The organism is Kitasatospora sp. NPDC059817 (assembly GCF_042731835.1).
GTDB lineage: Bacteria > Actinomycetota > Actinomycetes > Streptomycetales > Streptomycetaceae > Kitasatospora.
In genome coordinates this window covers 1-7,536 of sequence record NZ_JBHWIR010000261.1, presented here as the reverse complement: position 1 = coordinate 7,536, position 7,536 = coordinate 1, and the positions used below count along the sequence as shown (strand labels likewise).

Annotated in this window: 6 protein-coding genes; all 6 read left to right on the top strand. The window is 71.7% G+C overall.

The annotated features are described in order from the left end of the window. The first annotated feature begins 251 nt into the window (after positions 1–251). The 6 genes from ACFV61_RS32650 (at position 252) to ACFV61_RS32625 (ending at position 7,412) form a co-directional block, all read left to right on the top strand. Positions 252–1,442: an ROK family transcriptional regulator gene (locus ACFV61_RS32650; RefSeq protein ID WP_244293469.1), complete on the top strand. Its 1,191-nt coding sequence runs from the start codon at positions 252–254 to the stop codon at positions 1,440–1,442. Positions 1,443–1,622: 180 nt separating this feature from the next. Continuing rightward, positions 1,623–2,978 (top strand): ABC transporter substrate-binding protein, encoded by a 1,356-nt coding sequence (locus ACFV61_RS32645; protein ID WP_380495608.1) that lies wholly within the window; start codon positions 1,623–1,625, stop codon positions 2,976–2,978. Between the two features lie 23 nt (positions 2,979–3,001). Next, positions 3,002–4,000, top strand: a complete 999-nt coding sequence (locus tag ACFV61_RS32640) for a carbohydrate ABC transporter permease (protein ID WP_079135906.1) — start codon at positions 3,002–3,004, stop codon at positions 3,998–4,000. A 41-nt stretch (positions 4,001–4,041) separates the two neighbouring features. Continuing rightward, positions 4,042–4,950, top strand: coding sequence for a carbohydrate ABC transporter permease (locus tag ACFV61_RS32635; protein WP_063351434.1), 909 nt, complete (start codon positions 4,042–4,044; stop codon positions 4,948–4,950). After that, on the top strand, positions 4,950–6,239 hold the full coding sequence (locus ACFV61_RS32630) for a 6-phospho-beta-glucosidase (RefSeq protein WP_063349451.1): 1,290 nt from the start codon (positions 4,950–4,952) through the stop codon (positions 6,237–6,239). Before ACFV61_RS32635 ends, ACFV61_RS32630 begins: the two co-directional genes overlap by 1 nt. 153 nt (positions 6,240–6,392) lie before the next feature. Further along, positions 6,393–7,412, top strand: a complete 1,020-nt coding sequence (locus ACFV61_RS32625) for an N-acetylglucosamine kinase (RefSeq protein ID WP_380430906.1) — start codon at positions 6,393–6,395, stop codon at positions 7,410–7,412. The last annotated feature ends 124 nt before the right edge of the window (positions 7,413–7,536 follow it).

Below are 7,536 nucleotides of genomic sequence, written 5' to 3'. Positions count from 1 at the left end.
CTGCTCTTCGCTTTTGCCAACACCCCTCCCTTTCACCACTCCCCCCTTCACAACCCACCGTTGGTCGTGTTTATTCGTGCTGCCCGGTAACGCTTCGGCATCCTCCGGGCCACGGACCATTGACACCCCGCTGACGGGGCCCGTACGGTCCTTCCCAAGCGACTGGAAACTTTCCTAACAGTTCGGCTCCCCGAACCCGAGGGTTCACCCTCGTCGCTCCCCCCACCAGCCGGAAGAGGAGGATTTCGCGCGTGACCAAGACCACCGCCAAGGCCCCCCTCGCCGGCACCCCCAGCCTGCTGCGCGCCATCAACGACCGCGCCGCCCTCGAACTGCTGCTGGAGAACGGACCGCTCTCCCGCACCCAGATCGGCACCCTGACCGGCCTCTCCAAGCCCACCGCCTCCCAGCTGCTGGCCCGCCTGGAGGCGGCCGGACTGGTCCTGCCGGTCGGCACCACCGCCGGCGGCCCCGGCCCCAACGCGCAGCTGTACGAGGTGAATCCGGCCGCCGGCCACGTCGCCGGACTGGACGTCACCAACAGCGAGATCAGAGTCGCCGTCGCCGACATCACCGGCTCCACGCTGGCCGAGCACGCCGTGCCGACCAAGGGCGTGCCGGCCGCCGAGACCGTCGCCAAGGTCGCCGCCGCCGTCGCCGAGACCGTCCGCGCCGCCGGGCTGGCCGCGGGCAGCCTGCGCACCGCCGCGATCGGCGTCGGCGGCGCCCCCGACCCGGTCACCGGCAAGCTGCGCTACGCCTCCCACCTGCCCGGCTGGCACTCGCCGCGGCTGGTCGAGGAGCTGTCCGAGGCGATCGGCGCGCCCGTGTCGATCGAGAACGACGTGAACCTCGCCGCCGTCGCCGAACAGGCCTCCGGCGCGGCGCGGGGCTCCGAGGACTTCGTCCTGCTCTGGGCCGGTGCGGGCACCGGCGCCGCGATCGTCATCGCCGGCCGGCTGCACCGCGGCTTCACCGGCGGAGCCGGGGAGGTCGGCTACATGCCGGTGCCCGGCTCACCGGTCGCGCGGGACGTGCGCCGCCGCAAGTTCGGCGGGTTCCAGGAGCTGGTCGGCACACCCGCCGTCCGGACCCTGGCCCGCGAGCACGGGCTCGGCGCGCCCACCGCCGAGGACTCGATCGCCAAGGCCCTGGAGACCCCGGGCGCCGGCGACGCCTTCCTCGTCGAACTGGCCGGCCGGCTCGCCGTCGGACTGGCCGCGATCGTCGCCGTCGTCGACCCCCAGCTGGTGGTCCTCTCCGGCGCGGTGCCCACCGCGGGCGGCGAACGCCTGCGCGCCCTCGTCGAGGACGAACTGGCCAGGCTCTCCATCGCCCGGCCCGAGGTCCGCAGCAGCGCCCTGCCCGGCTCGCCCGTCCTGCTCGGCGCCCTGCAACGCGCGCTGGCGGACGCCCGCGAGGCGGTCTTCTCCACCCACTGACAGCCACCCGACTGACAGCCACCCACCGACAGCCGCTCACCGACGTTCACCGACGCCCACCCACCGACGCTCCCCGGTCGCCCGCCACCCCGCACGCACCCTGCACCCACCTCTCCCCACCCCCGAACGCGGGCCCCGAGGCAATGACGCCTGCCCGCGCACCCCCAGGAGGACCTCGAAGTGCACTCCACCACCTCCCGCAGAGGCCGTCGCACGATCGCCGCCGTCACCGGCACCGCCGTCCTGGCCCTGCTCGCCACCGCCTGCACCGGCAGCAGCGAGAGCAGCGGCAGCGACGACTCGGCCAGCGGCAAGGACGTCACCATCACCTTCTGGCACGGCTGGAGCCAGGACAACGAGGTGAAGGCGATCAACGACAACATCGCCGCCTTCGAGAAGGCCCACCCCAACATCCACGTCAAGGCCGTGGACAACATCGCGGACGACAAGGTCAACCAGGCCCTGCGGGCCGGCGGCGACGACGCGCCGGACGTGGTCTCCTCCTTCACCACCAACAACGTCGGCATGTTCTGTTCGACCAAGGCGTTCACCGACCTCAAGCCGCTGCTGCAGAAGAGCGGCATCGACCCGGTCAAGACCTTCCCGGCCGCGATGCTCAACTACACGCAGTTCCAGGGCAACCAGTGCTCGCTGCCGCTGCTCGGCGACGCCTACGGCCTCTACTACAACAAGAAGGCCTTCGCCGACGCGGGCATCGCCAACCCGCCGAAGACCTTCAGCGAGTTCGCCGAGGACGCCAAGAAGCTGACCCTCGCGGACGGCGACGGCTACAAGCAGCTCGGCTTCATGCCGCTGTACCACGGCTACGAGTCGACCACCGAGCACTTCCTCGGCCAGTACGGCCCGACCTACTTCGGCGCCGACGGCAAGTCGAACATCGCCGCCGACCCGAAGGTCGCCGCGATGCTCAAGTGGCAGAAGGACATGGTCGACCAGCTCGGCGGCTACACCAAGCTGGAGAAGTACCGCGCCACCTTCGGCGAGGAGTTCAGCGCCAAGAACCCCTTCCTCACCGGCAAGGTCGCGATGGCCATCGACGGCGAGTGGCGCACCGCCGCCCTCGCCGACAACAAGCCCGACTTCGACTGGGCCACCGCCGCGTTCCCCGTCCCGGACGACCAGGCCGACACCTACGGCCGCGGCTACCAGACCGGCACCATCGTCGGCATCGCCAGCAGCAGCAAGAAGCAGGCCGCGGCCTGGGAGCTGGTCAAGTACCTGACCACCGACACCGACGCGGTGGTCGGCTTCGCCAACGCGATCCACAACGTGCCCAGCACCTTCGACGCGCTCAACTCGCCGAAGCTGACGAGCGACCCGAACTTCAAGACCTTCATCGACGTCGCCAAGAACCAGTACTCGGGCACCACCCCGGCGGCCGTCAACGGCAGCGGCTACATCGCCTCCCTGCAGAACCTCGGCTACGACTACGAGTCCGGCAAGCAGCCCGATCTCGCGGCCGGCCTCGCGGCCACCGCCAAGGAGATCGACGCCGCCATCGCCCAGGCGAAGTAGCGGAAACGGTCCACGGAGCTCCCATGTCACTCGCGTTCGGCACCCGCAAGGGCACCGGATCGACCGACCCGGCGGCGCCCTCCACGCAGCACCTGCTGCGCCGGAAGCGCCGCCGGGAGGCGGCCCGCACCCTCGCCTTCCTCTCCCCCTGGCTGATCGGCTTCGGCGTCTTCTTCCTGTACCCGCTGATCTCCACCGCCTACTTCTCCTTCACCAAGTACAACGGCTTCGGCGCCCCCACCTTCAGCGGCCTGAAGAACTGGGACTACGTCTTCAACGACCTCCCGGCGTTCTGGCAGGGCCTGCGCAACACCGTGTGGCTGGTCTTCATCATGGTGAGCCTGCGGGTCGCCTTCGGCCTCGGCATCGGTCTGCTCATCACCAAGGTCAAGACCGGCGCCGGCTTCTTCCGCACCGCGTTCTACCTGCCGTACCTGGCACCGCCGGTGGCCGCCACCGTCGCCTTCGCCTTCCTGCTCAACCCCGGCACCGGCCCGGTCAACCACTTCCTCGGCGAGCTCGGCCTCCCGCAGCCCGGCTGGTTCGCCAGCGCCGACTGGTCCAAGCCCGCGCTCACCATGCTCGCCATGTGGGGCATCGGCGACCTGATGGTCATCTTCATGGCCTCGCTGCTCGACGTCCCCAAGGAGCAGTACGAGGCCGCCGAACTGGACGGCGCCGGACCCTTCCAGCGGTTCCGGTACGTCACGCTGCCGAACATCTCGCCGATCATCATGTTCGCCGTGGTCACCGGCGTCATCCAGACCATGCAGTACTACACCCAGGCGATCGTCGCCGGGAAGGTCGCCGGCGGCATCGCGGGCAACTCCGGCCAGCAGTTCGAGCCCGGCTTCCCGCAGGGCTCCACCTGGACCCTGCCGCAGATGGTCTACAACCTCGGCTTCCAGCGCTTCAACTACGGCGCGGCGTGCGTCGTCGCCCTGGTGCTGTTCGCCATCTCGATGGCCGTCACCTCGCTCCTGCTCCGCCGCAAGTCCGGCTTCATGGCGAGTGACGACTAGTCCGTGTGCTGCGGACCCAGCGGACCGATGAGGACCCGATCATGACTCTCAGCTCCACACTCACCAAGGCGCCCGCCCCGGCCGGCCCCTCCCGCGCCTCCGGCCCGGCCGCCCGGGCGGCCCGCCGCCGCGCGATGCTCCACTGGGTGGCCGTGCACTCGCTGGCCATCGCCGCCGCGCTGTTCTTCCTGCTGCCGTTCGTCTTCGCCTTCCTCACCTCGGTGATGACCGACCAGCAGGCGCTCACCACCGACTACTGGCCGACCTCCTGGCAGTGGGGCAACTACGGCAAGGTCTGGGACACCCCCGGCTTCCTCACCTGGTGGCGCAACACCCTGCTCTACGCGGGCCTCGGCACCGTACTGACCATCGTCTCCAGCCTGCCGGTCGCCTACGCGCTCGCCAAGTTCCGCTTCCGGGGCCGCAACCTGGCGCTGATGGCCGTCATCGCCATGATGATGCTCCCGCCGCAGGTCACCGTCATCCCGATGTACCTGTTCTGGGCCAAGCAGCTCGGCCTCGGCGGCTCGCTCTGGCCGCTCATCATCCCGATGGCCTTCGGCGACGCGTTCTCGATCTTCCTGCTGCGCCAGTTCCTGCTGACCATCCCCAAGGAGTACATCGAGGCCGCCCGGATCGACGGCTGCGGCGACCTGCGCACCCTGCTGAAGGTCGTGCTGCCGATGGCCAAGCCGGCCATCGCCGCCGTCGCCCTGTTCCAGTTCTTCTACTGCTGGAACGACTACTTCGGCCCGCAGATCTACGCCAGCAACAACCACGCGGCCTGGACGCTCTCGTACGGCCTGGAGTCGTTCAAGGGCGCCCACCACACCAACTGGAACCTCACCATGGCCGCCACCCTCCTCGTGATGGCACCGGTGATCATCCTCTTCTTCTTCGCACAGAAGGCCTTCATCGAAGGCGTGACACTGACAGGGGTCAAGGGCTGATGTCCGCACTCAAGTTGGCAATCGTCGGCGGCGGTTCGACGTACACCCCGGAGCTGATCGACGGCTTCGCCCGGCTCCGCGACACCCTGCCGATCGGCGAGCTGGTGCTCATCGACCCGGCCGCCGACCGGCTGGAGCTGATCGGCGGGCTCGCCCGGCGGATCTTCGCCAAGCAGGGGCACGGTGCCGTCGTCACCACCACCGTCGACGTCGAGGCCGGTGTCGCCGACGCCGACGCCGTGCTGCTGCAACTGCGCGTCGGCGGGCAGGCCGCCCGCAACCGGGACGAGACCTGGCCGCTGGAGTGCGGCTGCGTCGGCCAGGAGACCACCGGCGCCGGCGGCCTCGCCAAGGCGCTGCGCACCGTCCCGGTCGTCCTCGACATCGCCGAGAAGGTCCGGCGCGCCAACCCGGACGCCTGGATCGTCGACTTCACCAACCCCGTCGGCATCGTCACCCGCGCACTGCGCAACGCCGGGCACAAGGCCGTCGGCCTGTGCAACGTCGCCATCGGCTTCCAGCGCAAGTTCGCGACCCACCTCGGCGTCGACCCGGAACTGATCCGGCTCGACCACGTCGGCCTCAACCACCTCACCTGGGAGCGCGGCGTCACCCTGCTCGACGCCCCGGGCTCGACGACGGGCCGGGAGGTGCTGCCGGAGCTGCTCGCCGCGCACGGCAAGGCCATCGCCGAGGACCTGCACCTGCCGCAGCCCGTCATCGAGCGGCTCGGCGTCGTGCCGTCCTACTACCTGCGCTACTTCTACCAGCACGACGCCGTCGTCGAGGAACTCAAGGTGCAGGGCTCGCGGGCCGCCCAGGTCGCCGAGATCGAGCGGCAGCTGCTGGAGATGTACGCCGACCCGGCCCTCGACACCAAGCCGGAACTCCTCGGCCAGCGCGGCGGCGCGTTCTACTCCGAGGCGGCGGTCCAGCTGATCGCCGCGCTGCTCGGCACCGGCGGCGGGACGTCCGTGCAGGTCGTCAACGCGCCGAACAACGGCGTGCTGCCGTTCCTGCCCGACGACGCCGTCATCGAGGTCCCGGCCGAGGTCGACGCCAACGGCGTCCGGCCGCTCCCCCAGCGGGCCGTCGAGCCGCTGTACGCCGGCCTCATCGCCGCCGTCACCGCGTACGAGCACCTCGCCCTCGACGCCGCCCTGCACGGCGGCCGCGACCGGGTCTTCGACGCCCTGCTCGCCCACCCGCTGGTCGGCCAGCTCGAACTCGCCGACCAGCTCACCGATCGGCTGCTCGCCCACAACCGCGAGCACCTCGCCTGGGCCTGACGGCCCGGGGCCCGGCTACGCACCCGGGCCCCGCCGGGAAAGCCGCCCGGCCCGCGATATGAGGGTGTCGCGGGCCGGGCACTGCGAGGAGACCGACCACCCCCGGCCGGGGACAACGCCACGGCCGGGCCACGTACGAGCCGCGGGGACCTGATGACCCACCAGCCCGAACCGATCCTGCCAGGCGTCCTCGCCATCGACGCCGGCAACTCCAAGACCGACGTCGCCCTGATCGGCGCCGACGGCACCGTCCACGGCACCGCCCGCGGCGGCGGCTTCGCACCCCAGAAGATCGGCGGCGCCGCCGCCGTCGCCGGCCTCGCCCCGCTCGTCGAACAGGCCGCCGCCGCGGCCGGCCACCCCGCCTGGAGCGGCGTCCTCACCAGCCACGTCAGCGCCTGCCTGGCCAACGCCGACCTGCCCGTCGAGGAGGAGGCCCTGCGCGCCGCGCTGGAATCCCACCCCTGGGGCACCAGCAACACCGTCGTCAACGACACCTTCGGCCTGCTGCGGGCCGGCACCGACGGCCCGCGCGGCGTCGCCGTCGTCTGCGGCGCCGGCATCAACTGCGTGGGCCTGCTGCCCGACGGCCGCACCGCCCGCTTCCCCGCCCTCGGCGAGCTCACCGGCGACTGGGGCGGCGGCGGGGGCCTGGCCGTCACCAGCATGTGGCACGCCGTCCGCCACGAGGACGGCCGCGGCGGCCCCACCGGGCTCTCCCGCGCCATCGCCGAGCACTTCGGCCTGCCCAGCGCCGGCGCCGTCGCCGAGGCCGTCCACCTCGGGCACCTGCCGACCAGCCGGCTGCACGAGATCGTCCGGGTGCTGTTCGCCGTCGCGGAGCAGGGCGACGAGGTCGCCCTGGGACTGATCGACCGCCAGGCCGACGAGATCGTCCGGCTCGCCGTCGTCGCCCTGCGGCGGCTGGAACTGCTCGACACGCGGACCCCGCTGGTGCTCGGCGGCGGCGTGCTCGCCTCCCGGCAGCCGCTGCTGATCGACAACCTGACCGCCCGTCTGGCCGAGGCCGCGCCGCTCGCCGAACCGCGGGTCGTCGTCGCGCCGCCCGTCCTGGGCGCGGCCCTGCTCGGACTCGACCACCTCGGGGCGGGCCCCGCGGCCCAGGCCCGGCTGCGCGAGGCGTACGAGGCGCAACGGCCCGTCGCCGTCTGACCGTTACGCCGCCCCTCAAGACTCCCGCGGCCCCCGGCGCCGCGCCAACCGGGGGCGCGGGCGGCACCACCCCGGGCGCCCTCCGGGTTCCGTGGGTGGAGTTGGCGCGCCGGGCCGGGGGCCT